The organism is Pseudomonas abyssi (assembly GCF_002307495.1).
Taxonomy (GTDB): Bacteria; Pseudomonadota; Gammaproteobacteria; order Pseudomonadales; family Pseudomonadaceae; genus Halopseudomonas; species Halopseudomonas abyssi.
In genome coordinates this window covers 100,043-126,649 of record NZ_NTMR01000020.1, presented here as the reverse complement: position 1 = coordinate 126,649, position 26,607 = coordinate 100,043, and the positions used below count along the sequence as shown (strand labels likewise).

Annotated in this window: 24 protein-coding genes and 3 pseudogenes; 8 read left to right on the top strand and 19 right to left on the bottom strand. The window is 60.4% G+C overall.

The features are described from left to right. A partial coding sequence (gene metG, locus CNQ84_RS15440) for a methionine--tRNA ligase (protein ID WP_425439974.1) occupies positions 1 to 2,017 on the bottom strand: 2,017 nt, incomplete at its 3' end. A gap of 177 nt (positions 2,018 to 2,194) precedes the next feature. Here metG and CNQ84_RS15435 point away from each other — a divergent pair. The 3 genes from CNQ84_RS15435 to CNQ84_RS15425 all read left to right on the top strand — a co-directional run bounded on the left by CNQ84_RS15435 (position 2,195) and on the right by CNQ84_RS15425 (position 5,716). Beyond that, on the top strand, positions 2,195 to 3,742 hold the full coding sequence (locus CNQ84_RS15435; RefSeq protein WP_096005722.1) for an MFS transporter: 1,548 nt from the start codon (positions 2,195 to 2,197) through the stop codon (positions 3,740 to 3,742). A 202-nt stretch (positions 3,743 to 3,944) separates the two neighbouring features. Then, positions 3,945 to 4,463, top strand: a complete 519-nt coding sequence (locus CNQ84_RS15430) for an Hcp family type VI secretion system effector (protein ID WP_083726312.1) — start codon at positions 3,945 to 3,947, stop codon at positions 4,461 to 4,463. Positions 4,464 to 4,588: 125 nt separating this feature from the next. Beyond that, on the top strand, positions 4,589 to 5,716 hold the full coding sequence (locus CNQ84_RS15425; protein WP_096005721.1) for a glutathione S-transferase family protein: 1,128 nt from the start codon (positions 4,589 to 4,591) through the stop codon (positions 5,714 to 5,716). Here the strand turns inward: CNQ84_RS15425 and CNQ84_RS15420 are convergent. Together CNQ84_RS15420 and CNQ84_RS15415 are read right to left on the bottom strand one after the other, a co-directional pair. Continuing rightward, on the bottom strand, positions 5,706 to 6,398 hold the full coding sequence (locus CNQ84_RS15420) for a substrate-binding periplasmic protein (protein WP_165771309.1): 693 nt from the start codon (positions 6,396 to 6,398) through the stop codon (positions 5,706 to 5,708). The genes CNQ84_RS15425 and CNQ84_RS15420 overlap by 11 nt on opposite strands. 193 nt (positions 6,399 to 6,591) lie before the next feature. Continuing rightward, positions 6,592 to 7,209, bottom strand: coding sequence for a phosphoribosyltransferase (locus CNQ84_RS15415; protein ID WP_096005719.1), 618 nt, complete (start codon positions 7,207 to 7,209; stop codon positions 6,592 to 6,594). 73 nt (positions 7,210 to 7,282) lie between these two features. Here CNQ84_RS15415 and CNQ84_RS15410 point away from each other — a divergent pair, with 73 nt between their 5' ends. The 4 genes and pseudogenes from CNQ84_RS15410 to CNQ84_RS21150 form a co-directional block, all read left to right on the top strand. Next, a complete protein-coding gene (locus CNQ84_RS15410) occupies positions 7,283 to 7,852 on the top strand; it encodes a phosphoribosyltransferase (RefSeq protein WP_096005718.1) in 570 nt (189 codons plus the stop codon). 284 nt (positions 7,853 to 8,136) lie between these two features. Further along, positions 8,137 to 8,460 (top strand): annotated as a pseudogene (locus tag CNQ84_RS21160) (PAS domain-containing protein); the annotation flags it as partial. Positions 8,461 to 8,471: 11 nt separating this feature from the next. Beyond that, positions 8,472 to 8,828: pseudogene (locus CNQ84_RS21155) on the top strand (PAS domain-containing protein); the annotation flags it as partial. A 216-nt stretch (positions 8,829 to 9,044) separates the two neighbouring features. Beyond that, positions 9,045 to 9,410 (top strand): annotated as a pseudogene (locus CNQ84_RS21150) (methyl-accepting chemotaxis protein); the annotation flags it as partial. Between the two features lie 66 nt (positions 9,411 to 9,476). Here CNQ84_RS21150 and CNQ84_RS15400 read toward each other — a convergent pair. Then, positions 9,477 to 10,814 (bottom strand): DUF1329 domain-containing protein, encoded by a 1,338-nt coding sequence (locus tag CNQ84_RS15400; RefSeq protein WP_096005717.1) that lies wholly within the window; start codon positions 10,812 to 10,814, stop codon positions 9,477 to 9,479. A gap of 271 nt (positions 10,815 to 11,085) precedes the next feature. On the opposite strand from CNQ84_RS15400, the gene CNQ84_RS15395 reads away from it, so the two are divergent. Next, entirely contained in the window at positions 11,086 to 12,369 is a 1,284-nt protein-coding gene (locus CNQ84_RS15395) for a glycerophosphodiester phosphodiesterase family protein (RefSeq protein WP_096005716.1), read from the top strand. Positions 12,370 to 12,397: 28 nt separating this feature from the next. On the opposite strand, the gene CNQ84_RS15390 is transcribed toward CNQ84_RS15395, so the two are convergent. The 15 genes from CNQ84_RS15390 to CNQ84_RS15320 all read right to left on the bottom strand — a co-directional run bounded on the left by CNQ84_RS15390 (position 12,398) and on the right by CNQ84_RS15320 (position 26,581). Continuing rightward, on the bottom strand, positions 12,398 to 13,081 hold the full coding sequence (locus CNQ84_RS15390; RefSeq protein WP_425439976.1) for a methyl-accepting chemotaxis protein: 684 nt from the start codon (positions 13,079 to 13,081) through the stop codon (positions 12,398 to 12,400). A gap of 167 nt (positions 13,082 to 13,248) precedes the next feature. Continuing rightward, positions 13,249 to 14,043, bottom strand: coding sequence for a cache domain-containing protein (locus CNQ84_RS15385; protein WP_096005714.1), 795 nt, complete (start codon positions 14,041 to 14,043; stop codon positions 13,249 to 13,251). 385 nt (positions 14,044 to 14,428) lie between these two features. After that, complete coding sequence (locus CNQ84_RS15380) at positions 14,429 to 14,695, bottom strand: YebG family protein (protein WP_096005713.1); 267 nt, start codon at positions 14,693 to 14,695, stop codon at positions 14,429 to 14,431. A gap of 97 nt (positions 14,696 to 14,792) precedes the next feature. Next, positions 14,793 to 15,641, bottom strand: coding sequence for an alpha/beta hydrolase (locus CNQ84_RS15375; protein WP_096005712.1), 849 nt, complete (start codon positions 15,639 to 15,641; stop codon positions 14,793 to 14,795). 43 nt (positions 15,642 to 15,684) lie between these two features. Continuing rightward, positions 15,685 to 18,042: a TonB-dependent siderophore receptor gene (locus CNQ84_RS15370; protein WP_096005711.1), complete on the bottom strand. Its 2,358-nt coding sequence runs from the start codon at positions 18,040 to 18,042 to the stop codon at positions 15,685 to 15,687. A gap of 110 nt (positions 18,043 to 18,152) precedes the next feature. Then, a complete protein-coding gene (locus tag CNQ84_RS15365) occupies positions 18,153 to 19,112 on the bottom strand; it encodes a DUF4880 domain-containing protein (RefSeq protein WP_096005710.1) in 960 nt (319 codons plus the stop codon). A gap of 2 nt (positions 19,113 to 19,114) precedes the next feature. Then, positions 19,115 to 19,624 carry a sigma-70 family RNA polymerase sigma factor gene (locus CNQ84_RS15360; protein WP_096005709.1) on the bottom strand — a complete coding sequence of 170 codons (510 nt, stop codon included), beginning with the start codon at positions 19,622 to 19,624 and terminating at the stop codon, positions 19,115 to 19,117. A gap of 72 nt (positions 19,625 to 19,696) precedes the next feature. Continuing rightward, positions 19,697 to 20,047: a DMT family protein gene (locus CNQ84_RS15355; protein ID WP_096005708.1), complete on the bottom strand. Its 351-nt coding sequence runs from the start codon at positions 20,045 to 20,047 to the stop codon at positions 19,697 to 19,699. A 128-nt stretch (positions 20,048 to 20,175) separates the two neighbouring features. Next, positions 20,176 to 20,865 carry an aspartate/glutamate racemase family protein gene (locus CNQ84_RS15350; RefSeq protein WP_096005707.1) on the bottom strand — a complete coding sequence of 230 codons (690 nt, stop codon included), beginning with the start codon at positions 20,863 to 20,865 and terminating at the stop codon, positions 20,176 to 20,178. Between the two features lie 106 nt (positions 20,866 to 20,971). Next, positions 20,972 to 21,646, bottom strand: a complete 675-nt coding sequence (locus CNQ84_RS15345; protein WP_065335675.1) for a LysE family translocator — start codon at positions 21,644 to 21,646, stop codon at positions 20,972 to 20,974. 138 nt (positions 21,647 to 21,784) lie between these two features. Further along, positions 21,785 to 22,216, bottom strand: coding sequence for a hypothetical protein (locus CNQ84_RS15340; protein WP_407920661.1), 432 nt, complete (start codon positions 22,214 to 22,216; stop codon positions 21,785 to 21,787). Between the two features lie 184 nt (positions 22,217 to 22,400). Further along, on the bottom strand, positions 22,401 to 23,186 hold the full coding sequence (panB, locus tag CNQ84_RS15335; protein ID WP_096005733.1) for a 3-methyl-2-oxobutanoate hydroxymethyltransferase: 786 nt from the start codon (positions 23,184 to 23,186) through the stop codon (positions 22,401 to 22,403). A 298-nt stretch (positions 23,187 to 23,484) separates the two neighbouring features. Continuing rightward, on the bottom strand, positions 23,485 to 25,161 hold the full coding sequence (locus CNQ84_RS15330; protein WP_217350113.1) for a sensor domain-containing diguanylate cyclase: 1,677 nt from the start codon (positions 25,159 to 25,161) through the stop codon (positions 23,485 to 23,487). A 116-nt stretch (positions 25,162 to 25,277) separates the two neighbouring features. Continuing rightward, positions 25,278 to 26,003: a DUF4336 domain-containing protein gene (locus CNQ84_RS15325; RefSeq protein ID WP_096005705.1), complete on the bottom strand. Its 726-nt coding sequence runs from the start codon at positions 26,001 to 26,003 to the stop codon at positions 25,278 to 25,280. Continuing rightward, the gene (locus tag CNQ84_RS15320; RefSeq protein WP_096005704.1) at positions 26,000 to 26,581 is read right to left on the bottom strand and encodes a DUF6151 family protein; all 582 of its coding nucleotides are present in this window, start codon (positions 26,579 to 26,581) and stop codon (positions 26,000 to 26,002) included. The genes CNQ84_RS15325 and CNQ84_RS15320 overlap by 4 nt, the downstream gene beginning before the upstream one ends. Between the last annotated feature and the right edge of the window lie 26 nt (positions 26,582 to 26,607).

Below are 26,607 nucleotides of genomic sequence, written 5' to 3'. Positions count from 1 at the left end.
GATCGGGGCTCAGCAGGAAAATCTCTTCACCGCCGGGGCCGGCCGCCAGCACCATGCCTTCGGACACACCGAACTTCATCTTGCGCGGCGCCAGATTGGCGACGTACAGGGTCAGTCGGCCCTCCAGCTTGCTCGGGTCCGGGTAGGCGCTCTTGATGCCGGAGAAAACGTTACGCTTGGCGTCGCCAATATCCAGGCTAAGGCGCAGCAGCTTGTCGGCGCCTTCAACAAATTCACATTTCTCGATCAATGCGACACGCAGATCGACAGCGGCAAAGGCATCAAAGTTGATCTCAGCGGCCAGCGGCTCTTTGACCAGCTCGCCGTTGCCGGCTGGCGCTGTGCTGTTGGCGGCGGCGAGGTCTTCTTTGGAAGCATCGACCATGGCGTCGATCTTCGCCGGCTCGATACGGGCCAGCAGCGGCTTGAAGGCGTTGAGCTGGTGGTTGGCCAACAGCTGGGTGTGGTCGTCCCAGCGCAGTGGCGCAACATTGAGGAAGGCCTCTGCGTCGGCCGCCAGCGTCGGCAAAACCGGCTTTAGGAAGATCACCAGCTGGCGGAACAGGTTGATGCCCAGGGCGCAGATGGCCTGCACCTCGTCCTGTTTGCCGTCCTGCTTGTTCAGCGCCCAGGGCGCCTTGTCGGCAATCCAGGCGTTGGCCTTGTCAGCCAGCGCCATGATTTCACGCATGGCGCGGGAAAAGTCGCGCTTCTCGTAGGCGTCGGCAATGCTTGGGGCGGCGGCGGTAAAGGCGCTGCTCAGCTCCGGCGCCGGGTTGGCCTCGACCATGACGCCGCCGTTGCCTTTGTGAATAAAGCCCGCGCAGCGGCTGGCGATGTTGACCACCTTGCCAACCAGGTCAGAGTTGACCTTCTGCACGAAGTCTTCCAGGTTCAGGTCCAGATCTTCCACGCCCCGACCCAGCTTGGCCGCGTAGTAGTAACGCAGGTACTCGGGGTTCAGATGATCCAGATAGGTGCGCGCCTTGATAAAGGTGCCGCGGGACTTGGACATCTTCTGGCCGTTCACGGTCAGGTAGCCATGCACATTGACGGCGGTCGGCTTGCGGAAACCGGCGCCTTCCAGCATCGCCGGCCAGAACAGGGTGTGGAAGTTGACGATGTCCTTGCCGATGAAGTGATACAGCTCGGCGCTGGAGTCGGCATTCCAGAAGGCATCAAAACTCAGCTCGGGGCGGCGGCTGCACAGGTTCTTGAAGCTGGCCATGTAGCCGATAGGGGCATCCAGCCAGACATAGAAGTACTTGCCCGGCTCGCCAGGAATCTCGAAGCCGAAGTAGGGCGCATCACGGCTGATATCCCACTCCTGCAGGCCGCTGTCCAGCCATTCGGCAATCTTGTTGGCCACGGCGTCCTGCAGGGCACCGCTGCGCGTCCACTGCTGCAGCATCTCGGCAAAATCCTGCAGACGGAAGAAGAAGTGCTTGGATTCCTTGAGTACCGGCGTGGCGCCGGAGATGGCCGAGCGCGGGTCTTTCAGTTCGGTCGGCTCGTAGGTGGCGCCGCATTTTTCGCAGTTGTCGCCGTACTGGTCCTCTGCCGCGCATTTCGGGCAGGTACCCTTGATGAAACGGTCGGCCAGGAACATGCCCTTTTCCGGGTCAAAGTACTGGGTGACCGAGCGGGTGCTGATGTGGCCAGCCTCTTTCAGTCGGGTGTAGATCAGCTCCGACAGCTCGCGGTTTTCTTCCGAGTGCGTGGAGTAAAAGTTATCGAAGTTGACCAGAAAGTCGGCAAAATCGCTGGAATGCTCGGCATGCACATTGGCGATCAGCTGTTCGGAGGTAAGGCCTTCCTTCTCGGCACGCAACATGATGGCCGAGCCGTGGGCGTCGTCAGCGCAGACATACACGGCCTGGTGGCCGCGCAGCTTCTGGAAGCGAACCCAGATATCGGTCTGGATGTACTCCAGCATGTGCCCAAGGTGGATTGAACCGTTGGCATAGGGCAGGGCGCTGGTAACGAGGATCTGACGAGTCGCGGCTATATCGGACATGGGCTTCCGGGGTACTTTGCGGTTGAACGTGAAAGGGCAGGGATGATAGCAGATGGGGCGCGCCGGGGGGAGGCTTGAACACGTCTGAGCGGGCGGCTGTACCGACATTTGCGGTCACAACTGTATCTTGTTGGTGCTGGCGCGCAGGCGTATAAGAGCCGCTTGCAAGGAGCCTCCATGCCCAACATCTCCCGCCCGTCTTCCTCTCTGACTCCCCGTGCCGGCCGCCGTGAATGGCTCGGCCTGGCCGTTCTGGTGCTGCCGACGCTGCTGCTCGCGCTGGATATGACGGTGCTGCATCTGGCGGCGCCGCGGCTGAGTGCTGACCTTGAGCCGTCCAGCGCGGAGCTGCTGTGGATACTGGACATCTACGGCTTTATGGTAGCGGGCTTTCTGATCACCATGGGGACTCTGGGTGACCGTATCGGTCGCCGGCGCCTGCTGCTGATTGGCGCCTGTGCCTTTGGCCTAGCCTCCATTGCAGCGGCCTTTGCCGACTCTGCACTGATGCTGATCATCACTCGGGCGTTGCTGGGTATCGCCGGTGCCACGCTGATGCCCTCGACCCTGGCGTTGATTCGCAACCTGTTTCACGTCGAGCATGAGCGTACGCTCGCCATCACCATCTGGATGACCGGATTTATCGTCGGCAGCGCCATTGGCCCGCTGGTTGGTGGCCTGATGCTGGCGCTGTTCTGGTGGGGCTCGGTGTTTCTGCTGGCAGTGCCGGTGATGGTCTTGCTGTTGCTGGTGGGGCCGTGGCTGCTGCCCGAATCCCGTGATCCGAACGCCGGCAAGCTTGATGTGGCCAGTGCACTGTTGTGCATCAGTGCGGTGTTGCTATTGATTTTCGCGATCAAGGACGGCGCGCGGGACGGCATTAACCTGTTAGCCGTGTTTAGCCTGATTGCAGCATTGGTCACCGGTACGCTGTTTATCCGGCGGCAGCGGCGCCTGGCCGAGCCGATGTTTGATCTGACGCTGTTCAACAAACCCAGCTTCAGCGTTTCTGTGGCAGCAATGCTGCTGTGCATCCTGGCGCTCTCCGGCAGCTGGCTGATGATTTTCCAGTTTCTGCAGGGCGTGACCGGCCTCAGTGCGTTGCACGCCGGCTTGGTGATGCTGCCTGCTGCTGTATTGCAGACGGCGGCGTCATTGCTGGTGCCAAGGCTCTCGCGCTGGCTCGCGCCAACCCGCCTGATCAGCGGCGGACTGCTGCTGGCAGCCGGTGGACTGGCACTGATGTTGCTCATTCATGCTGACAGCAGCCTGGCATTGATGGTGACAGCCAGTGTGCTGTTGGGCGTTGGGGTGATGCCGATGATGATCATGGGGACGGACCTGGTGATCGGGTCGGCCCCGCCCGAGAAAACCGGCGCGGCCGCTGCCACCTCTGAAACCGCCACCGAACTGGGGATGGCGATGGGTATTGCGGTAATCGGTAGCGTTGGCGCCACTCTGTACCGCCGCAGCATGGAGCAACAGCTGGACGGCGTGCTCGACAGCCATCAGCTGGCGGTAGCCAGCGATACCATTGGCGGTGCCATGGGCGTGTTGTCGCATCTGCCATCGGCGCAACTGGATCAGGTTCACGCCGCGGTCAACAGCAGCTTTACCCTGGCGCTGCACGCCAACGCCTTGATTGGCGTGGTGATCATGTTGGGCGCCGCCTTGCTGGTGGCGCTCTGTCTGCGTCAGACGGTCGGTACGGCTAGCGGGCACTGAGGGCTGCACAAGGCAAAGACTTGCGCAAAGGGTGGTGAAAGCTGCGCTATCCGGCAGTGTTGCAGGCATGAATAATGCTGACTCTGTTGTCAGGTTTCCTTTCTATCCGCTTGTTTTAAAAGAAGACGTTCTGGTTTGGCATGCGCCTTGTAGTTGATTGGAACCGGACTCACCCGGCAACCCACGCTAGCAAGGAGCAAGCATGCCAACTCCCGCCTATCTCACCATTGAAGGCACCAAACAGGGCCTGATTACCGCCGGCACCTTCACCGAGGACTCGGTCGGCAATATCTTTCAGGAAGGTCATGAAGATCAGGTCCTGGTGCAGGGCTTTGATCATCAGGTGATCATTCCCCGAGATCCGCAATCCGGTCAGCCGACCGGCCAGCGCGTCCACAAGCCGCTGATGATTACCAAGGTATTCGACAAGTCCTCACCGCTGATCTTCAACGCCTTGACCTCGGGCGAGCGCCTGTCGCGTTGTCGCCTGGAGTGGTATCGCACCTCGGCGACAGGTACCCAGGAGCATTACTTCACCATTGAGCTACAGGACGCCATCATCGTGGATGTGCAATCGCATATGCCCAATTGTCAGGACCCGGGCATGGCGCACTTTACGCATCTGGAAGACGTTTACTTCACCTACCGCAAGATTGTCTGGACCCACGAGGTCTCTGGCACCTCAGGCTCCGACGACTGGCGGAGCCCGATCGCAGCCTGAGTCGGTCAGCGGCATCCCCGGCGGCGCAGGGGATGCCGCAGTCGAGACAAGTTTGGTGCTTGTCTCGACAACGGCTCGGCTGGCAGTATCAAACCCCTTGATAACAACAACTCCCGGGGCTTTTGATGACCGCTGCACCCTATCGCCTGTATGGCGCCTCCCACTCCCTGTACACCGGCAAGGTCCGTTGCTACCTGCGCAATCAGGGGATCGATTATCGAGAAGTGCCCACCTGGCATCCTGATTTTGCCGAGCGCATCCTGCCGCGGATCGGACGCGGGATCATACCGGTGCTGGAAACCCCTGAAGGCCAGGTAATCCAGGACAGCATCGATATCATCGACCACCTGGAAGCACAGGGCGTGCCTTTTCCGGTGTATCCGTCAACGCCCCTGCAGCACATTGTGGCTGTCATTATCGAGTACTACGGCTGTCAGGCGATGCTCAAGCATGCCATGCACTACCGCTGGTCGTATCGGGCCGAGCAGGAGGCTTTTTTGCGCTGCGCCTTTACCCTGGGCTCTGGTGCCGACATGGCTGACAAGATCATGGGGCGGATGAACAGCTATTTGCCCCGCCTGGGCGTCAACCAGGCGAGCATTCCGCTGATCGAGCGTTCCTACCATGAGTTGCTGGCGTTGCTCGAAGCACACTTTACACAGGTGCCATACCTGCTCGGGTGGCGCCCATCGATTGCCGACTACGGCCTTATTGCGCCGATGTTTGCGCATCTCGGGCGCGACCCGGTTCCGCTGGCCGTCATGCAGCAACGGGCTCCACGGGTGCATCGGTGGGTGGAGCGCATGACCGCTCCGGGGCTGGATGTGGTCGAGTATTCGCAGCACGCACCTGCCTTTTTTGCCGATGACACACTGCCAGCAACGCTGGAAGCCGTGTTGCGGCACATCGCTGATGAGATATTCCCCGAGCTGACCGACAAGCTGGCGTTTGTGCAGGCCTGGCTTGATGAGCACCAGCCAGTAGATGGCAGCCCCGTCAGTGAACGGCCGCAGATACGGCAGGTCGGTATGGTGCAGACCCGGTTTCGCGGTGCGGATATCGAGGTGGGCGTTGAACCCTATTTGCTATACCTGCTGCAACGCGCCAGCGCGGTCATGCAGGCACAATCCGCTGACAAACAGCAGGCCTTGACCGTCGAGCTCAAGCGCCTTGGCCTGGCTGATGCGCTGCCGGTCCAGCACACCTATCAAGTAGGCCGGCGCGATAACCTGGAATGCTGGCTCAAGGTGTAGTGGCGAAGCTCTGCGGGTAACCGCGCAGCGGCTGGGGTGCGGCATCAGGCTGACGGTAGGCCTGAAATGCCTGGTCAAACTGTTCAGCAATCTGGCGGGCATGCGGGTTTTTGCGGGAAATCACGTATACCAGCGGCCACTCATCCAGCTTGTGACAGCGGGTGCCCTGCAGGGCGTAGTCGCCCATAGCCTCCTGCATCGGATGGCCGTAGCTGATCAGGTAGTCGGCGCGCCCACGCAGCAGCAGCTGCATGGCTGCGTGGTTGTTGGGCGCGACGATCGGGGTTCGGCTGTTGCTCGAGAACAAGGTTCTGAGCTGCTCACGGTAGGTGTAACCCCGTATGGTGATGAGTGAGCGGTCCTGCAGATCGGTTAGGGAGTGGACGGCAGGAGAGCGCGTCAGCGCAAAGGCACAGAGTTTGACGCTGATGCCGAGCGGCTGGCTTTCTACCGTAAAGCCTTCAAGCGCAGGCACATTGGGTGAACCGGGCCACAAGTCGATATCGCCCGTGTTCAGCGTGCGGTAGATACGATTGATCGGATAGTTGACCCACTTGACGCGGTAACCGCTCATCGCTGCCAGTTCGTTGGTTAAATCGATGATCGTACCCTGCGCGTTGCCGTTGTCATCGGTATAGGCAATGGGTGGGAAGTGGATATATCCGGCGCGCAGTTCCCGCAATGTCTGTTCCGCGCAGACAACAGGGGCAGCCAGCAAGGTGATCGCAGCGCAGAGCGCAGGCCAAAGCCAGCGCTGCCGTAGTAGCCGTCGACGTATCATTTTTATTTTTCTTTATGATGATAGGGTGCTCGGTCAGAGTAGCCCTGTCAGCGACTGGCGTCGAGGCTGGTCACCCGAATGGGCGATTCGCTCGTTATTCCCGGTTTTTAACTGAATCGAGTATCGGGCTGAGATAAGGCTTGTGGCTGTCGATTTCGCTGCGAGTGAGTCCGTTCATTTCATAGGGAAAGACCAGCCAGTCTTCAGTCGTGTGCAGGCAGAAGTCTGGTTGCACTGCCGTCTTGGCAGCGCCGGCCCGCTTGTACAGGGTGGCGATGCGGGTATCCAGCGGCATGTTGCGCTTGAGCTGCGCATTCAGCTTGCCAAGCACGGCCTGTACGCTATGGCCGGTACCGAAGGCGTCGTCAACGATCAGCAGGCGATCATCCTGATTGAGGTTGTCCAGCAGATAGTGGGTGCCATGCACGCGGATCTCGGCCTCGGGTGCCGCCACCATTGCATCGTAGTGCTCCATGCCACGGTAGGACGTGCGCAGCGCAATGTGATCGGTTTTGACGCCGAGGGTTTGCAGGCACTCTTGCACATAGATACCGACGGTGCTGCCTCCGCGCCAGAGGCCGACAATGAAATTGGGGCGAAAACCACTCTCGAAAATCTGCACGCCAAGCCGGAAGGCATCTTCAATGAGTTGGTTCTCGTCCAGAAAACGGCGGTTGCGCGGACGTTGTTGAAGGGTGTCTGATGGGTTCATGGCTTGCCAGGCTACTCTCTCTGGTGTGATCATTGCGCGCTTTGGTGACGCTTGCGGAGAAGCTTACGTTCTTATGGCCGAGAAACAATACCTGAGTGCACAAAGCTTGCTCGAAGATGCCTTCAAGCTGGCGGCACAGATACTCAATTCAGACTTTCGCCCCACCTTCATGATTGCGGTCTGGCGTGGCGGCGTGCCGATGGGTATCGCAGTGCAGGAGTTTCTCGACTATCACGGTGTGCACACCGATAACATCGCGATTCGTACTTCCTCCTACCACGGTATTGATCAGCAGGAAAAAGAGGTGCGTGTGCACGGCCTGAACTACCTGGTCAAGCACGTGACTCACGAGGATTCGCTGCTGATCGTGGATGACGTATTTGACACCGGTCGCTCGGTTGAAGCGATTATCCAGGAGTTGAAGAACAAGGCGCGCCTGAATACGCCGCACGACATTCGCGTAGCCGTGCCTTACTACAAACCCGGTCGCAATGAGCTCGACTGGGAACCGCATTTCTATCTTCACAGCACCGATGCCTGGCTAAAATACCCGCATTCTCTTGAGGGGCTCGGCACCGACGAGATCAAGGCCAATCGTCCCGCGCTGTATGACATCCTGAAGCCGCACTTAAAACCTGCCTGATCGCCAACAATCTGCTATAGCTTGGTGGACTGCCGCCCCGCAATGCGGTGGCAGTCGCGCTATATCGCCTTGCAATTGACCTTGCAGGTGTCTGTAATTGCCATTTTATATGGCTGCAGAACCCTGTGATCGCGCTTTGAAATAAAGCATGCTGTGCGCCACATAATTTGAAACAAATAGGACTTTTGTACTGTATCCGGCGGGATGCAGTCACCACATGATGGCACCGTGCCTTTGCCTACACTCAAGAGCGCGCTTATACGTTCAATAACAAATTGAAAGATATGTATAAGTCGCAGGGACGTGACCTGGCCGAGCAGAAAGCTCAAATCACAGCGTTGAAAACCCACATGGCCTGCCTCGAATGCACGCCTGACGGGCACATAACCGACGCCAACGGTCCCATGCTCGCGCTATTGGGTTACCCCCGCGAGCGGCTGGTGGGGCAGCTTCACAGCCAACTGTGCGATCAGGATGACGGCGCCACACAGCGTCAGTTCTGGGCCGCTCTGGCGCAGGGACAGGCGTGCGCAGGCACCTATCGTCGTTTGCGGGCAGATGGTCGAGGCCTGTGGCTGGAGGCCACCTACGTTCCGGTACCGGACGCTGACGGCAGAGTATCCAAGGTAGTGATGCTGGCCTCCGATGTGTCTGCCGAGCGCCGTGCCGGGCTGGATCAGCAAGCGCAGACGACGGCGCTGAACAAATCGCTTGCGGTGATCGAGTTCACTCCGCAGGGCGAGATCATCACCGCCAACAGCAATTTCCTGGCCGCTGTCGGCTACTCGTTGCCGCAGATCAAGGGCAAGCACCACCGCATTTTCTGTACCGACACCTTTATCAGCAGAACCCGAACTTCTGGCTTGAACTGGGGCGCGGTGAGTTCAAGGCCGGGCAATTTGATCGCCTCGACAGCCAAGGCCGGATTATTTGGCTTGAGGCGACCTATAACCCGATCTTTGACGAGCAAGGCAAGGTCACCAAAGTGGTGAAATTTGCCAGTGATATTACTGAGCGGGTAGAGCAGAACCAGGCAGTGCGGCAGGCGGCGGAAGTGGCCAGCAGCACCTCAGAAGAAACGGCTGCTATCGCGGAGCAAGGGATGTCGTCCTTACAGGCGGCGGTAGATACCTCCGTTCAGATCGCCGCCCAGGTGGCCGACGCGACCGCCCTGATTGCGCAGCTCAACGCCCAGTCCAAGAATATCGAGGAAATTGTCGCGACCATCTCAGCGATTGCCGACCAGACCAACCTGCTTGCCCTCAACGCGGCTATCGAGGCGGCACGGGCTGGTGATCAGGGGCGGGGCTTCGCCGTGGTGGCAGATGAAGTGCGGCAGCTAGCGGCGCGTACCAGCAAGTCGACATCACAAATTGCCGAGGTGGTACAGCGCAACCGCGAGTTGACGCGCAAGGTAACCGAGACCATCGATTCTGTCAGCGTGACCGCAGAGGAGGGGAGCGAGCGTACGCGGCAGGTCAGCTCGATCATGCAGGAAATTCATCAGGGCGCGGAGAACGTCTGCCGCACTACCGCTGGCTTGCTGAACGCCAGGTAGCCAACCCCGCGCGTGCCGATCGAGTGGGGCGACCGGCAGGTACATTGCGTACCTGCCGGCATCTGCTCAGCTCCCCGAGCGGCGCAGGGCCTGAGGCGAGAAGTCGCGCGGAGTCAGGTTGGCGTCGAAGTCGTACATCGGCTCGTTGTTGTCCAGCCCGTCGACGAAATAGTTGTTGTCCTGCAGGTGGTACAGGGTTTCCAGCGTGCTGCCGAACATCGGCACGTCGTAATAATTGATCGGGTGACTTTCCTGCAGCCCGATCAACTCACCATCCTTGTCGCGCAAATCCACTGCCAGAATCTGCCAACTGTCCTCATCGATATAGAAGCGGCGGGCAGCATAGGGGTGGCTGTAACCGGTGCGCAAGGCCGCCTCGACAATCCATACCCGGTGCAGCTCATAGCGCAGCAGCTCGGGGTTGAGGGTGCGCGGCAATACGATCTGGTCGTAGGAGATACCTTTCTGGTGCACAGCATAGCTGTTGTAGGGCACCAGCATTTCCTGCTTGCCAACCAGGGTCCAGTCATAGCGGTCCGGCGCGCCATTGAATGAGTCAACTACGTCGGCAGTGGCCAGATCACTGGTGTCGGGTTGTACCGAGTCATAGGCGAGCAGCGGCAGGCGACGCACTCGACGGCTATCCGGGCTGTAACGCCAGGCACGGCGTGTGGTGAGCACCTGATCCAGAGGGTCCTGGATCACCAGGGCGGTACCTGCCAGCTTAGCCGGCGCAGTAACCACGTACTTGTAGTAGAGCAGGGTATTGTCAAGCTCGGCGGTGGTCATGCCTTCGCGGTTGTAAACGTAGTAGATCGCTCGATCACGCTTGATCAGGTTGCTGTTGCCGTTGATGACCACAGCCTGGTTGTTGATGAAGTGGGTGTTTTCGCCCTTGTAATGCAGGATATGGTTCCAGATGACCTCCATGCCCTCCTGCGGAATCGGGAAGGGAATGCCCGCAGCAGCGCCGCGAATACCGTTGCCGTTGGCGATCAGCTCTGCACGGGTGGCATTTTCGCGGGTGGCGCGGTAGATCCGCTGCGGATTCGACACACTGCGGCGGCTGGGAAATACCCGCAGATGGTAGTCGGCGTGGCGAGTCAGCAGGTCGGCCAGGCCGGCGGGCAACTGGTGCTGATATTGCGCCAGGTTGCTGACATCAACGCGGTAGAGCTCCCGGTCTTGAGCGTAGGGGTCAGGGTGGTGCATGCCGGGTTGATAGCCCGGCGGCGGGGTAACACCGCCGGTCCATGCGGGAATGCTGCCGTCGGCATTGGCTGCCTGTTCGGCGCCGAGTGGGGTGAGATCGCGTCCAAGGCGTTCAGCTTGGGCTGCATCGACCTTGGCTTGCGCCTGGGTCGCAGCGAAGACCAGTGCAACGGTGGCAAACATCCTGTACATGAGCTGGCTCCTTGCAAACGGGTCGGGGCGCCACGGCGTCGGACCGGATTGCGGCAGGGATATGAATGAGCGAAACCCGCTGAAACGGGCGCGCGGATTGTATCGCTATTCGGCGAACTGCCACGACCCGGGTACAAAAAGTTACGTTGAATGTGTCAATGTGCGACCTTTGTCACACGCAAGGGGCTGGTCGCCTGCGCTTCACCAGACTGTCACGAGCGCCGGGTGAGGCTGGCAGCGTGGTACTCCCATGACTCAGACGGAGCCTGATATGACACCCTCTGCATTGACCTTGTCGTTGTTGCTCGCCGGTGCGGCGAGCGCCTTGAGTTTTCCTGCGTTTGCTGGCGGGCCCGAGCGCGGATATGAGCGCGATGACCGCCGTGGCGAGCATCGCCACGAACGTGGCCACCAGTCCGTTCAACTTGGCCCACGGCCGCAGTGGCTGGTTGATGACATGGACGACAGCCACCTCAAGCGCCGCCTGCAGCGCTGTGATGTGAACAAGCCGCGCTCCTCGCGCTTCTCTATTGGCCATCGCGGCGCGCCGCTGCAGTTCCCGGAGCACACCCGCGAGTCCTATATTGCAGCAGCGCGCATGGGCGCAGGGATTCTGGAGTGTGACGTCGCCTTCACCAAGGATCGGGAGCTGGTATGTCGACACGCCCAGAATGACCTGCATACCACCACCAACATCGTTACCATTCCCGAGCTCAACGCCAAGTGCACGCAACCCTTTGTGCCCGCTGACCCCGCGACCGGTACCCAGGCACAGGCCGAGTGCCGCACCAGCGATATTACCCTGGCCGAGTTCAAACAACTGGAAGGCAAGATGGACGCCTTCAATCCGGATGCGACAACTCCTGAACAATATGTGCAGGGCACGGCCGACTGGCGCACCGACCTGTATGCCAGCCGCGGCACACTGATGACCCACCAGGACAGCATCGAACTGTTCAAACGCCTTGGCGTGCACATGACGCCCGAGCTGAAAACGCCGGTTGTGCAGATGCCTTATGAGGGCGACTACAGCCAGCAGGATTACGCGCGTCAGATGTTGCAGGATTATCTGGATGCCGGCGTCAGCCCACGCAAGGTCCGGCCGCAGTCCTTTCAATTGAACGATGTGCTGTTCTGGATAAACGAGATGCCGGCCTTTGCCGACCAGGCGGTCTTTCTCGATGAATCGCCCATTACACCGGACACGGCTTCGCTGGCCTACATGGAGTCACTCAGGACGCAGGGCGTCAAGGTGCTGGCACCCGCCATCTGGAAGATGCTGACCCTGAATGGACGCGGTGACATTGTGCCCTCGGAATACGCGGAGAATGCGCGCGCCGCCGGTCTGGACATGATCGCCTGGTCACTGGAGCGCTCGGGGCCACTGGCTGATGGTGGTGGCTGGTACTACCAGAGCATCAGCGAGGCAATCAACAACGACGGCGATATGTATGAAGTGGTTGACGTGCTGGCGCGTGATGTTGGCGTGATCGGCATTTTCTCCGACTGGCCGGCCACCGTAACCTGGTACGCCAACTGTATGGGTTTCAGGTAGCGTTGGGCGGCTAAGACGCGCTGGACGCTCAGCGTGAGCTGCTGGTCTTGAATTGACTGATCAACTGGTCCAGCTGCTGCGCTGCATCAGTCAACTGCTGGGTGTTGCGCGCGGTGTCCTGCAGCTCGCGCAGCACCCGATCCCCAAGGTTGCTGAGCTGGCCGAGACTGGCGGAAATCTCGGTACTGGTGCGTGACTGTTGCTCTGCGGCGGCGGCAACCTGACTGGTCATGTCGGTGATGGTGTCAACCGAGCCGGCAATGGATTGCAGCGCCGAGCGCGAGTTTTCAACCTGTTGTTGCAAGTCTTCGGATTGTCGATAGCTGTCAGCCATCGAGCTGACCGCTTTGGCGGTACCGGCCTGCAGCGAATCAATAATGCTGCGGATCTCATCGGTCGAAGCCTGAGTACGGCTGGCCAGGGTGCGCACTTCATCTGCCACCACCGCAAACCCGCGGCCTTGTTCGCCGGCGCGTGCTGCTTCAATGGCAGCATTCAGGGCCAGCAGGTTGGTTTGCTCGGCAACGGCACGAATAACGCCCAGCACCGAATCGATAGTGTGTGATTGTGCGTTCAGCTCGCTCACGGCCTCACCGGCGTGGGTGATATCGTCGGCCAGCTTCTGCATGGAGCGGCTGGTGGCATCGGCCGTCTGCCGACCATCAGCGGTGTGGCGGTTGGCCTGTCTGGCGGCGTCGGCGGAATCGGACATGCGTTGGGCCACTTCGTCCGAGGTCGCGCTCATTTGCTCCACTGCGGAGGCGATGGTGTCGAGTTCACTGTTCTGCTGGTTGTAGGAGGCTTCTGCCGTGCTCATTGCGATACCAACGTCGCCCGCAATACGCCGGTTGCGTGCGACCACCTCGCGCAGGTCATCAATCACCTGTGCCAGGCGGTCAGTGAACGCATTGAAGTCCTGGCGAGGCCGCTGATTTCGTCATTGCCCCTGGCGTCCAGATGGCGCGAGAGATCGCCCTCGCCGCCAGCGATATCCTGCATCGCCGCAACCGCCTGAGCCAGTGGTCGGCTGACGCTCAGGGCGATGAGCAAGTTCACGGCGACCAGCAGCAACAGGCCGAGTGCCGCCAGGCTCAACTTGGGCAGCATGTCAGCCCAGAACGCCTCGGCCACATCATCCAGATAGATCCCCGAGCCCAGTATCCAGCCCCAGGGCGCAAAGCCCGCGACATAGGAAATCTTGGGCACCGGGTCTGTGACGCCCGGTTTGGGCCACATGTAATCGACAAAACCGGCCGACTGCCCCTTGACCACGTCGACCATCTCGCGAAACAGGTATTTGCCGTTGGGATCTTTGACGTCAGCGACGCTGTTGCCCACCAGCTGGGTGCTGAAAGGGTGCATGATCATCTGCAGGTCGTTGGAATGCACCCAGAAGTAGTCATTGCTGCCATAGCGCAGGGACTGCAAGGTGGCAGCAGCCTGTTGCTGGGCCTGCTGCTGGGTTAGCTCGCCGCTTTGCTGACGCTGGTAGAAATGCTCGATCACCCCCATCGCGGATTCGACCAGGTGCTGGGTCTTCAGCGCGCGGCCATCAAGCAGGGTTTGGCGATGATCCAGCGCGAAGGCGGTGACCAGCCCGAGCACGATCAACAGCACCAGCAGGGTGACGGCAACCAGGCGCTGAAGGATGGTAAAGCGGCGCAGCATGTTCATGACGATAGCTCCAGACCGAGGGACGGTTGCGTCAGACCACCCTGAGGCAGGCGCGCTGCCGTTTTAATGCTCTTGCCCTAAGCCTAGCAGTCAGCTGTCAAAGTGCTATGGCAGGGAGCGTTGCGGAGTCATGCCTGGAGAGTAAACAGGGCTGTTGGGACTAATGCCTGCCGCCAACAGCTTTTGCCAATCGGCCCGATTGGCTCATTTGATTTCTCGTGATGCGCTGCAAACGGCAGTATTTGCCCATGCCAACAACGCTCTAAGGGAGAGACAGCATGAGCATGCTCAAACGTTTTATTCAGCGTCCTGCCAGCAAGCCGCAACAGCCGGCGCCACAGGATCACCCCAACTTCTGGATGTACTGATATCACGCCGCCGGGACTCAGGCCTCGGCGGCGGCGTCCGAGGTCAGCTCAGCCAGCGCGTCTGGGCTGCTCTTGAAGGCCTTGGCGAATATGTCGCGGTGGCGGGCCATGTAGATGCTGACATCGTCGGCCAACTGCTCGCCCAAACCGGGCACAGCGCTTTGCAGTACCTCGGCCAGTGTCTCGGCCAGTTCCAGCATCTTGTCATGACGGTCGGCTTGGGCTTTATCCATGAACAGGCGCTCCGGGTCTCTGCTGCTGCGATATACGATTTCAACGGCCATACACACCTCTGGCTGGTCGGCAATGTCTTCGGGCACGGCCGGCTGGCCGCTGCACGCATTGTACTGGATGTAAATACAGTATCAAGAGCTGATTTTGTCAGCGCCGTCGATTGCTGAAGACCTGCTCCAGTACCAGCGACGGAATGCGGTAGGGGAGCGACATGTGGTCCTCGCCCTCGATCACCTGCTCGCTGACACGCAGTCCGTGTATCGACAAAGGTTGCAGTCGAGCAGCCAGCCCACGGGCGTCTTCGCGTGTGGCCGGTGCGTCTCGCTCGGCAGTGATCAGCGCCAGGCTAGTGTGGGTCACCAACTCTGACCGAGCCTGGACCTGATGAACAAAGGCGCGCTCATGCTGCAGCAGAAAACGATCACTCCACCACTGACTGGGGCTGGCGGCTACCAGGTGATCGAACAGCGTGGGGCGGGTGAACAGGGTGTAGAGCGCAAACATGCCACCAAAGGAATGGCCGAACAGGCTTTGCTGATGCGGGTCGACACTGAATCGCTCGGCGACGGCGGGCATCAATTGCTGTTCGATAAAGTCCAGCAGTTCGTCCTGGCCACCCTGTGGCGGGTCGTTCAGATCGGCTGGCGCCGGCGGGGAAAAATCATAGGAGCGACGCAGAAAGTTCAGCGGGTCGTTGCCGGGATAGGCAATGCCGATGATGATGCTTTGGCGATAGGCTTTCAGCCCCCGTTTGGCGGCGTGAAAGCCGGGAAAGTAGGCATTGGCATCCAGTATGTAGAGCACCGAGCGGGCGCCGGTCCAGGGCAGCTCGCCCTCTGGCAGGCTGATCATGATTCGATAGGGCGTGCCGGCGGCGTTGTGCATCAGCCATTGCTCGGTGCCGTCGATGGTAACGGGTGGCTGACGAGCAGGCTCGGCCAGGGCGGCAGTGCAGCAAAGCAGGCTGAGCACTGCGCTGCAAACAAGACGAAACATGGAGAGCTCCAAATGCCCCGCGCCTGGCGCGGGGCAATCAGGTTTACCAGCGGTAGCTGACGCTGCCGATCAGGGAGCGGCCCTCGCCGCGATAGCAGTAGCCGTCCTGGCAGTTGATGTACTGCTTGTCGCTAAGGTTGCGTGCGTTGACCGCGAGTCTTACGCCGTCCATGTCGCCACTAAAGTCATGATGCACGCTGGCGTCGAACAGGGTGTAGTCCTCGCTCTTGGTGGTGTTGGCATCGTTGCCATACACGCTACCGGTATAGCGCGCGCCAGCGCCAAAACCGAGTCCGAACGGAAGCTGGTAGTCCAGCCACAGCGAGGCCAGGTGGTGCGGCACGTCCTTGGGATCGTTACCCTCGTCACCGTCGTTGCTCTTGGTGATTTCCGGATCGTTGTAGCTGTAGCTGGCCGTCATGTGCAGGCGCTCGCTGAGGTCGGCCACCGCTTCCAGCTCAAGACCCTTGGAAACCTGTTCACCGGTTTGCACGGTGTTGAGCGGGTCGTACGGGTCGCGGGTTGAGACGTTCTGCTGGGTCAGGTGGTAGAGCGATGCGGTGAGCATGGCGCTGGAGCCGGGCGGCTGGTACTTGAGGCCGACTTCATACTGCTTGCCTTCGGTGGGCTTGAGCGGGCCGTCGGCGTTGCTCCCGCTCTGTGGCATGAAGGATTCGGCGTAGCTTGCGTAGGGGGCTAGACCGCTGTCAAACAGGTACAGCGCGCCAAGCTGGTAGGTGGTGGCGGAGTCGCTGGTCTTGCCGTCGGCGCCGTACAGGTTGTCACTGGTGCGAGTATGTACCCAATCGCGACGCAGGCCGAACGACAGACGCCAGCGGTCGAGTCGGACCTGGTCCTGCAGATAGATGCCGCTGCGCTGGGTCAGGTTGTCCTGGTCCGCCAGCAGGCTGCTGGGCTTGCTGACCGGTTGATGGTAATCCGGGGCGTTCATATCGATGGAGGGCGCAGGGCCGGAGGCATATTGAACCGAACCGTCGAACCAGCTGTAGTCCCAGCCGGTGAGCAGGGTGTGCTGCAGCTCGCCGGTAGCGAAGCGGCTGACCAGGCGAGTGTCGCTGCTGACCGAGTCCATGTCCTCATACACGCCCACCGCGTAGCGATCCATCACACCGTTGGTGATGGTGCCGTCGGGCTGCAGGTATTGATTGGTGGTGTCGATCTGCCCGTAGCGCAGGTTTTGCTGGAGGGTAAAGGTATCGTTGAAGGCGTGCTCGAATTCGTAGCCGAGGGTCCACTGGCGCTGTTCCAGCTTGTCGAAGTACTCGTCGCCCTGCCAGAAGTCGGTAAGGTGGTCGCCGTCCTGATAGAGCATCGGCGAGGCAGCGGTCTCGCGCTCCTGGTACTGGGCGAGGACGGTGAGGTTGGTGTCTGGGCTGATTTGCCAGGACAGTGATGGTGCCAGCAGACGTACATCGTTATTCAGTTGCTCGATATCGTACTCGGCGTCGCGGTACACACCGATAGTGCGCAATAGCACGTTGCCGTTCGCGTCCAGCTGGCCGCCAACGTCGAACTGCCCTTGGCGATGCTGGTTGTTGCCGCCCTGGATCTCGACCTCATTACTGGCCTCCAGGCTCGGCCGTTTGCTCACCCGGTTGACCATGCCGCCGGGGCTGATCTGGCCGTAGAGTACGGAGGCTGGCCCCTTGAGCACTTCGATTCGCTCCAAGGTATAGGCTTCCACGCCGTAGATCGACAGCCAGCCGTTATAGGGTTGGCGCAAGCCGTCGAGAAAGTCGGCGGACATGGTCGTTTCAAAGCCGCGCACGTTGATCTGGTCGAAGCGCGGATCAAGGCCGGAGCTGCCGATGCGTACACCGGCGGTATAGGCGACGGCGTCCTCTACGCGGTCAACCTTGCGATCGGCAATCTGCTCGGCGGTCACAACGCTGATGCTTTGTGCGATTTCCAGAATGGGCGTGTCGGTCTTGGTGGCGCTTCGGCTGACCGTCGCGTGGTAGCCTTCAGCCGGTGCGACGCCACTTTGCTGCATGGCCTGACCTTCAACCGTCAGTGGCGCAAGCTCGTAACTGCTGTCGTCCGCAGTGGCAAGAATCACATAGCCCGCACTGCCTTGACGGGCGATCAGCCCGGTACCGGCCAAGAGTTCGTTAAGTGCCGCTTCAACGCTGACGGCGCCGTCCAGGCCGGGGCTGCGCAGCCCTTGTACCAGTTCGGGAGCGTACGACAGGGTAATGCCGCTGCGTTGGGCAAAGGCGCTCAGGCTAGTGGCCAGGTTGCCGGCTGGAATCTGCAGGCTCTGTAGCTGCGCACTGGCGAGAGGGGCGGCATACAGCGGCGGGGCACTGGCGGCGGCAATCGCCAAGCAGAGTGCCGAGGCGCTGAGGGTGAGGCGGGACTGAGTGCTGGCGCGGGACATGTACGGCTCCATCGTGGTGTTGTTAGCCTCTAAACCGAACGAGACGCAAAACCCCGACAAAAAATTCTGATTTTTTTGCAAATACTACGTTTCAGGCTGGCACTGCTTTTCTAGGCAGGTACTACTCGCAGCCACCAGCGGGTGCGGCTGACCAGTCGCACTGGCAGAATGCGCGGCAGATCTGCGAGCAGGGTATCGGGCTCGGCCAACTGGAAAACGCCGGACAGGCGCAGGTTCGCGATACTGGGGTCGCAGCCCAGTACGCCGCTGCGATAGCGGCCCAGCTCAGCGATAAAGCGCCCCAGACTCAGGTTGTCGGCCACCAGCATGCCCTGACTCCAGGCCAACGGGTCGAGCGCCAGGCTGGCGGCGGCAATGCCGGATTGACTCAGGCGCAATGTTTCGCCGGCGCGCGCCTGATAGCCTTGGCCGGCGGCGTGCAACAGCAGTGCTCCCTGGGCCACGCTGACCTGGCTGTAACCCTCGTGCTCGCGCACACTGAAGCGCGCTTGCGCCGCGTCGCAGCGGCCCCAGGCGCAGCGTAGCTGCAGTTGGAAGGATGGCGCCGATCCCAGGCTGTCGATCATCACCTCACCCTCGCGCAGGTTTAGCTGCAAGGGTTGCCCGACACGGGTAATGTCCAACCCAGAGCGGGTGTTGAGCTGCACCTGCACGTCTCCCGGCAGTGTCTGTTGCTGCTGCTCGCCGGCGGCGGTGTGCAGGTCCGGGCCGTTAACCTGCCGTTGCGTCAGCCAGCCGGCTGGAGCACCAACGGCCAGGACCAGCCCAAGCAACTTGAGGGCCCGGCGGCGTTGCAGGTCGGTATCGGCCCGCTCAAGTAACTGCAGACCAAGTTCGCGGTCAGGCAGGCGGCTGGTCATGTCGCCCAACTCCTGGCGCAGGTGACACAAACGCTGCCAGGCCAGCTCGTGATCAGGGTGCTTGGCCCGCCAGTGATCAATGCGTGCCTGCAAATGCGGGCCTTGATCAGGGGACGCAAGCTGCAATTGCCAGGCGATGGCGGAGCGCACGGTGGCCTCCGGCAGATGACGGGCTTCGGCGCGGGACATGCTCAGACGGCTCCGTAACGCAGCTGATAGCAATGGAGCAGGGCCGTGGCCACGTGGCGCTCAACGGTGCGGCTGGACACACCCAGACGCTCGGCAATCTGTGCATGGGTCAGACCGCCTAACTGATGCAGCATAAATGCCTGGCGTACCGGGCTGCGCAAGCCCTCCAGCATGCGGGCGATCTGCTCGAGCGTCTGCAGCGTCTCCTGCTGCTCTTGCGGGGAAGGGGCGTATGCCTCGGGCAGTTGCGCCATCGCCTCAAGCCAGGCCCGCTCCAGTGCGCTGCGGCGCCAATGATCAACCAGCAGGCCGCGGGCGATGGTCGATAGCAGCGAGCGTGGTGCAGTGCCGGTGACCGGTTCACGCCGCATCAAGACTCTGACAAAGGTATCCTGCGCCAGGTCAGCCGCCTGTTGGGGGCAGCCCAGGCGTTGACGTAACCAGTTGTGCAGCCAGCCGTGATGATGGTTGTAGAGGCTTTCAACGCTGTGGGTAGGCGAGGTTTCGGGCATGGGCGTGGCGACAGGTCAATGGGACAGCAGGCGCCAACATTAGTTGAGAATCATTTACAATACAACTGCCGGTCAACCCAGCCGGTCACGAAACATAAAATACACCGCCCCCAATAGACACAGCCCAGCCCACAGATAATCAAGCTTCAGCGGCTCCTTCAGGTACATCACCGAGAAGGGCACGAACACGGAGAGGGTGATGACCTCCTGAATGATTTTCAGCTGACCAACACTCAACACGCTGTAACCGATGCGGTTGGCTGGCACCTGAAACAGGTATTCCAGCAAGGCAATTCCCCAACTGACCAACGCAGCGATTATCCAGGGTTTGTTATTCAGCTCTTTGAGATGGGCATACCAGGCAAAGGTCATAAACACATTGCTGCAAATCAGCAGCACGATGGACAGCAATACAGGATGCATGGGCGGCGCTCGACATGGGCCGACGCGAGGGCGCGTCGGACGGAGGGCTATTGTGCGTCCAGCAGGCGCGCCTGAAAAGTCAGGCCGCGAGAGCCGCGAGCGGGGTCTGTTGGCGAGTGTACTGGTGGTCAGCCTAAGGCAGCTGCCACGGCGGCCTGGGCATGAATGCGGGTGGTGTCGAAAAGCCTGATTGGCGTGTCCTGTTGCTGGACCAGCAGGCCGATTTCCGTGCAGCCGAGGATCATACCGTCGGCACCTTCAGCGGCGAGGGCGTCGATAATCTGCACAAAGCGCTGGCGTGAGCTATCGCGCAGCTCGCCTAGGCACAGTTCCTCGAAAATGATGCGATGGATCGCTTGCCGTTCGCTGTCAGCGGGTGTAACCACGTCGATGCCGTTGGCGGCCAGGCGCTCGCGGTAGAAGGCCTGTTCCATGGTAAACGCAGTGCCCAGCAACCCGGCGCGCTGGATACCCTCCGCCTTGAGTGCCGCTGCCGTGGCATCGGCGACGTGCAACAGTGGAATGCTGATGGCCGACTCGATGGCCGGAGCTACCTTGTGCATGGTGTTGGTGCCAATCAGCATCAACTCGGCACCGGCGTCTTGCAGCCGCAGGGCGTCGGCTGCCAGCAGCTCACCAGCCCGTCCCCAGTCACCTTGGCGCTGTAACTCGGCAATCTCGGCAAAGTCGACGCTGCTGATCAGCATGCGCGCCGAGTGCAACCCACCAAGGGCCGACTTTATGCCCTGATTGATCAGCGCGTAATAGCTTTGCGTCGATTCCCAGCTCATACCGCCAAGCAAGCCAATGGTTTTCATACGGGCTCCCGATACCGATAGTGTCTGCCAGTCTAGCCGCTGCTGCTGTGCTTGCAGAGGTACAGTTGGGCGCAAACAGCCTGGGCAGGGGCGCAGCCCTGCGGTTTTACCTGTCGATGACCGAGGTTTGTACCGCAGGTTTGCCTGCGCCCTGGCCGACGCTTTGTACCAAACCCTTGAGCGAAGACAGGGCCAGCAGCAAGAAGGCGATGGCGCACAGTCGATAGGTCAGCTTGACCCAACGTTGACCAGCGTTGCGAAATACCCGATCGACAATACCTGCGCAGACAAAAGACCAGAGTAGGGACGATGCCATGAAACCGGCGAAGAACAGGCCGTAATCGCCAAACCCGGGGTCGACTACGCCAACAGCGCCCATGGCGCTGCCCAGGGCCGCCCAGTAGGCGACGTTCTGCGGGTTGGTGATCGAGAGCAGTATGCCGGCGCGCAGAGCGCGGCGGGTGTTCGTCGGTGCAGCGACGTCTTCTACGCTGAACTCCTGGCTGGCAGCGGACCAGGAGTCCCAGGATAGCCAGAGCAGATAAGCCACACCGGCAATGCCGATGGGCAGCTGCAATGCCTGCATCTGCAGCAACAGGCCGACGCCTGCCAACCCCAGGATGGCCCAGGTTGCATCCCCCACCAGAGAACCAATTTGAACGGCCAGCGCCGAGCGAAAGCCACCGCGAACGCCTTCGCGCACGGTTTCGGCAAATACGGCGCCGGGCGCTGCGTTGAAGATCAGACCAAGGGCCGCTGCAGTGAGAAAAAGAGTGAGCATGAGACTTCTCCCGTAACAGGAGGGCGCATCATGACATTGGCAGGCGTGGGGCCCAAGGAGGATTTTGCAAAGCTGTGTTAAGTCGGTCTTTGTAGCTGAGGGCAGTTGCGATGTATGCGACTGCCCTCTGGCGCTCGGTTAGTAGAAGTTGTACTTCTGCTCGATCTCGCGCTTGCTGAGAATGTAGGCAGCGCTGTCTATTTCGCCGACGGCGAGCTTGTCGTCAAGCGCAGAGAGCTCGGCGTTCATCTCGCGTTTCAGTTTGTGTTTGGTGATGTCGTAGTTGATGGTCTTGGAGCCATCGTAGCCGCTGACCGGATCCCAAAGAATCGAGAGGGGCCAGAACAGTAGATTGACGAAGCCATAACCAGGCTCACGGGCATAGAACGAACCGACTCCCGGCAGGATGCCCAGAACGGCTCCCGTCGTCGGGTTCTTCTCTTCGACCAACACACCTTGCGCCTGCATGGCGCTGTACTCACGCTCTTGTATGGAGTTGAGTCCGGTGGCGCAGCCAGTCATCAGCGATAATGCTGCGGCAGCTGCCGCAATCTTTCCGTATCTCTTCACGTATGTATCCTTATTATGGTGCGGCTTCCTTCAAGCCTTCTTTCGCCCGACAGGAAGGTTTGCGTGATGGCACCGTGCCTTCCATGGCGGTGGCGAGATTTTGCGTGCGAGATGCGAGAATGTCCAGCAGGTTACCCGTTGATGAGCCATGAAGCTGGCGGCGTGGCGCCGCCGCCTCCAGGTGTCAGCGTCGGCCCGCGCCGGTGAACTGGATGATGTTGTTGGGAAACGCCAGCGATTCGACCTCGGCAGTAAAGTCGCGTGCCACCTTGAGGATGGTGTCGCTGACATGCGCATACTGCTTGGAGAACGGTGGCCAGTAGTCGCCCAGCCCGAGTGCATCGTTGATGACCAGTACCTGACCGTCGCAGTCGGGACCGGCACCTATGCCGATGGTGGGAATATTCAGCGTACGGGTGATCACCTCAGCCAGCGGGTAGGGGATATGCTCCAGCACCACCATAAAGGCGCCTGCGTTCGCAATCAGCTTGGCTTCATCGAGAATACGTCGAGCGTCCGCGTCATCCGTGCCGACCTTTTTGAATGAGGTCGCCGTCTGCGGGGTCAGGCCGGTGTGGCCAACCACCGGCACACCATGGGCGACCAGACGGCTGATGACGTCCGCTTTGGGCCCTTCCAGTTTGATGCTGTTGGCACCGGCGGCGATCAAGCGGTGGGCGCTTGCCAGCGCAGTGTCCGGGTCTGCGTCGGTCAGGTAGGGCAAGTCACCAATGATGTGCGTGTTGGGCGCACCACGGCGCACCGCGCCAATGTGATACTCCATATGCTCCAGGGTCACATCACGGGTGCTTGCAAACCCCATCTCGACCATACCCACGGTATCGCCGACCAGAATCACCGGAACGCCAGCGGCCTCGATGCCACGGGCGACCGGGCAGGTGTAGGCGGTCAGCATGGTGATTGGCTTTTTACCCTTGCGGGCAAGAAAATCAGCTTCGTGTAGCGTCATGGTGATGTCTCCCAGTTGGGTGGTATCGGTGCGGGGTGACACTGCTGCCGATACGGCGGGCAGGGCAGCAGGCCACACCGAGTGATGGGATACCAGCAAAGGAGCGGGGGGCTCAAGCATCATTTGGATCAATGATGTAATGCAGGGAGGTAAATTGCTCTGCGATATGTCTGGGGCAATGGGCGCACTCCGCGCCCAGCTGCTGCCGTCGCCGTGCCCTGGGGGCGGATGAATGTCTGATGTTGGGCCGGCAGATGGCGCTGGATTGGAGCCATGGCCTTTGGGCGATTCGGGCGTGTCAAGCCGCCGCGCCTACCTCGGCGATGGCCACCCGGTTACGACCGTCTTGCTTGGCTGCGTAGAGCGCCTGATCGGCACGATCCAACGCGGACTGAATGCTGTCCTGCTCAACATCGACCGGCGCGACGCCGATACTCATCGACACATGCGCGGTCTCGCCGTCGACCATCTGGAAGGCTGTTTTTGCCACAGTCGCACGAATCCGTTCCGCGCAGTGCGCGGCCTGCCGGAGGTCCGCATCAGGCAACAGGATCACGAACTCTTCGCCGCCAAAGCGCGCCAGCAGGTCACGACTGCGACAGCAGCTTTTCAGGGTTTGGGCGATGCGCACAATCACCTTGTCGCCGACGGGGTGCCCCCAGGTGTCGTTAACGCGTTTGAAGTGATCGATATCGGCAATCATGACGGCCATGGGGCGCTTCTGCTCCCGACACAGGGCGAGTAGAAAGTCCGCCTCGCTGGAAAAATAGCGTCGGTTGTGCAGGCGTGTGAGCGGGTCAGTAGAGGCTTGCTCTTTCAATTCCTCCTGCGACGCTCTAATGTCTTCCAGAATCTTGATGCGATGGGAGATGATGAACGCCAGCATCAATGCTTCCAGCATGATGCCCAGCCCGGTGCCATGGCTGGCAAGATAGCTCGGTTCGATCAGCCCCTTGTAGAACAGTACCGCCAGCGCGTTGAAGATAACGAAAAGGCAATGGCCGACCAGGAAGTACTTGGCCAGCGGGTGCCCTTTGCGCAGCAAGGATACACAGACCGACAAGGTCACCGTCATCATGATCAGTGCCATGCTGCTGGCAGGTTTGAGTGCGCCGGATATGTCGAACAGCCCCCACACGAACATCGCGCACAAGGGGATCAGTACGGCCTGTAGAAACCGGTGTTCGATCGGGTAGTGCTGACGTGTCTCGAAAATCGCCATCATGAACAACAGCAGGAATATGGGCATGGTAATCAGCGAGATATTCAGCATGAATACCTCGTGCCCGTAGACATCGAACAGGCTCGCCACCAGCCCGTAGGACAGGGCGATCCAGAGCAGCCCGGAGATCAGGTAGAACGAGTAATAGATGTTCTCGATCTTGCTGGTCGCCAGGTATAGCAGCAGGTTGTAGAACACCAGCGCGATCATCATGCCAACCAGCAGGGCGATGTCGTTGGACACGCCTACCAGTGCGCGCCTTGAATGCTCCTGATCGAAAATCTCCAGCGCGAACCACTGGTGCGAGTAGGCGTCACTGCGCACGTACAGGGTGGTGCTCGAGTGGGCAGGCAGGGTGATCGGGTAGACCGCGCTGCCCCGAAACATCAGCTTGCTGGCGCCGACATTCTCCAGATCCAGTAGGTCGCTGTGTACCAGCTGGCCGTCACGCTCCTGGTAAAACGCGACTGAGCGCACGTGATAGGCGTGGGGCAGGTGGACGTTCAGTGCCATCTGCTGCCGGGTTTGATTGTCCAGCGGGATGCGAAACCAGGTAACCCGAGCATTGGTGCCCAGTGTTGTGGTGCTGCTGGTCTCTTTGAAGGACTGCTGGCGCACGTCTTCAAAGCCAAGCGCTTGGCTCTCGTCGATGTAATAGCCGATTCGAAAGGAGGTCAGATTGACCTCTGGCGATTGCAGCGTGACGCGCGGCTCAGCCAGCGCCACGCCGCTGAACACGAGTAGTACAAGCATGAGTATCGGCAAGGTACGGCTTAACCCCATTGGTGATCATCCCTGTCTGTCTGGGTCAGCCCTTCATAGGCCTAACGCAGAGCAGTTTAATGTAGCTGAAAAACTGGACCAAGTGTTCAGTTTTTATCGGTGTCCTGCTCGTGTGGTCTATCTGCGTTGGGGCGCAGCCAGGCAAAGGCGCGGCGTAGAAAAGCATCGCAGTGGTCGGTGATCAACATGCCGTGCGCCATGACGATACGCTTCGGCTGCCAGGCCAGAATCTGTTCCAGGTTGGCTCGGGCTTCGCTGTGGTGACGGCGAAAGCTGAGGCGCCAATCCAGCGGCATGCCGCCCTTGGGCGCAACAATGCCTGCAAGACGGGCCAACCCGCGCTGCACGGGGTTGAACTGCGCAGGATTAATGTTCTCGATCAGGTCGGTGACAATCAGGGTGGCCGAGCTGCGATGCAGAAAGACGCACTCGGTCATGGCGGGGGAACCGGTGAACAGGCATTGGTCAATCGCCTCGCGCCAGGGGCCGTCAGTGCCATTCAGTGTGCCGCTGAAATGCAGGTCCGGGCGCTTTTTCTGCACCTCTTGAGTGCCCCATAGTTCAGCGTCTGGCCAGGCCTGTTGCCAGTCGGTAACAAAGAGGTGGTGCAGGTGGTTGGGCGCGATCAACCAGCGGACATGACCCAGGGCGGTAACCTGTGTGCGCAGTTCTTCGGTCAGGCGAATCGGGCTATGCACCCACAGGTTGCCATCGTCCAGCCGGATGATGGTCATCCGGGTGCTGTAGGGCAGGGTAAAAAAGGAGACGGTGTCGCCGTCTGCCAGCCACAGGTTCGAACATAACTGCTTCACTGGTCGCGAGGCTCCGTATGGTTCTCAGGCTTGCAGATCGGCTGGTTGCCTGTGAAAAAAGGGTTGGGTCGACACTGCCCGCTGAGCTTCCACTGCAGGATCTTGAACAGCAGCTTGCGCACATAGCCCTTGGCGGGCGCAGAACGCACCAGGTCGCGGGGAATGTCTCCGGTTGCGCCTGCCAGGTTGACCCGTGCACGTACCGGCCCGGTCTTGTCCTCGGCAGCCGGGTCGCTGATGAAGGTATGAATCAGCCCAACCAGCGGCATTCGTGGCGCGAGCGTATTGGCAATGGGTGTGTTGCAGCAGCCCGCGTACCAGCGGTACAGGCCCTTTTCGCTGAGGCGCAGGCAGCGTACCTGCTCCAGACCACGGTGAATCTGTACCCGTGCTGCCGGCAGCTGGTAGATATCGGTGCCGCCATAGGCGTCGAGCGTGGCCTGCGCTGCTGCGATGGCCTGCGCAAAGGACTGGCAGTCCTTGCAGTAGCAGACCACGCGGGTGCCGTGATGAGGGTACACCTTGATTGCTCGGCCGCTGATGGTGCCGCAGCGACAGGCCAGAGCCAGATTGTCCATAAATACGTCTCCAGCGCTGCTAGCGC